Annotated in this window: 1 protein-coding gene; it reads right to left on the bottom strand. The window is 45.1% G+C overall.

Features of this window, described 5'->3' with window-relative positions; genetic code table 11:
- Positions 1-26: 26 nt before the first annotated feature.
- Positions 27-1,147, bottom strand: a protein-coding gene (locus GY843_RS01030) for an IS3 family transposase (RefSeq protein WP_297305862.1) whose coding sequence is annotated in 2 segments (ribosomal slippage) — positions 27-895 and positions 895-1,147 — 1,122 coding nt in all. Because the reading frame shifts where the segments join, the coding sequence is not laid out codon by codon here.
- Positions 1,148-1,420 lie beyond the last annotated feature (273 nt).

Genomic DNA, 1,420 nt, shown 5'->3' with positions numbered 1-1,420 from the left:
TGGTTTTACCCCGATAACTCGGACAGTCAGTTAAGAGAATTCTGGGTCAGCTTACGCTTTTTCCTATGGTTATAAAATCGTTCGATATAATCAAACACATCTGACCTGGCTTCAGACCGAGTACGGTAATTTCTTCTGTTAACTCGCTCTCGTTTTAGCAGGCCAAAGAAGCTTTCTGCTGCTGCATTGTCGTAGCAACTCCCAACTGCACTCATGCTTGAGATTACATTATGGTCAGACAAGAAGCGTTGGTATTCATAGCTGGTGAACTGAGAACCACGATCTGAGTGCAGCACAACGGGATTGCCATGATCTTTCTGCCATAAAGCCATTAACACTGCTTGGATAACTAGCTGTTTCTCCATCGTTTGACTCATAGACCAACCCACAACAACTCCGTGGTACAGATCAATCACAACAGCCAGATACAGCCATCCTTCCCTTGTCGGGATATAGGTTATATCAGTGACCCATTTCACATTAGGCAGATCTGCTGTGAAGTCTCTTTCTAAATGGTTGAGTACGTAGTCAGGGCGTTTCCCTGACTTCTTCTTACGCCATCGCTTTATCGACGGTATTCCAATCAGGTTACTGGCCTTCATCAGCCTAGCAACGCGATTGAGGCTGCATCGCTCACCTTCATACTGGAGCTCTTCCCATATACGAGGGCTACCGAACACACCATCACTGGCCTGATGGAGCTGATTTATCCTGCGGCTTAAACGTGCATTATCCTGATGCCTCTGGCTAGGCTTGCGAGTACGCCAGTCGTAATAGCCGCTGGCAGATACCTTCAGCAAACGGCACATCATTCGTATAGGAAATGCATCGCGGCAGCGTTCAATCATGTGGTACTTCACTTGGGTTGTTTGGCGAAGTACGCTGCCGCTTCTCTTAAAAAATCTCGTTCCTTCTTAACTTGGGCAAGCTCACGCTTCAATTTTGCGACTTCTTCATCACGGGGATTACCATGACCCGTGAATGCCTTTTTATCAGGCGCCTCAAACTCTTTTATCCAACGATGAAGGTTACCTGAGTTGATGCCTAAACCACGAGCCACTTCTGCAATGCTGGCTTCCGGTTGGAGAGCAAGAGCAACCGCTTCACGTTTGTACTCTTCGGAATATTTTCTTCTGGAATGGGACATCTAAACACCTCGTTAAAGTAGATTATCTACTCTTAACTAGGTGTCCGACAAATCGGGGTAAAACCAATCAAAGATTTAAAGACCACCGCTCAAGATAATGTAAATTCTAAGATCACTTCATTAGGAGCTGAAATTGACTCATTAATACAAAGTATCAATATGGCCGTTGAGCCTATCAAGCTCTCTTCAAATGAAGTAGATAAGGGAAGTGAAGGTGTTGCAAAAGGGCTTGCTCAGTTGGTTGAAGTAAGTGGTAAGTTGGAAAGTATGATG

The sequence above is a fragment of the Neptuniibacter sp. genome, from assembly GCF_024231755.1.
Lineage (GTDB): Bacteria > Pseudomonadota > Gammaproteobacteria > Pseudomonadales > Balneatricaceae > Neptuniibacter.
The sequence above is the reverse complement of the archived record's forward strand: the minus strand, read 5'-3'. Positions and strand labels throughout refer to the sequence as shown.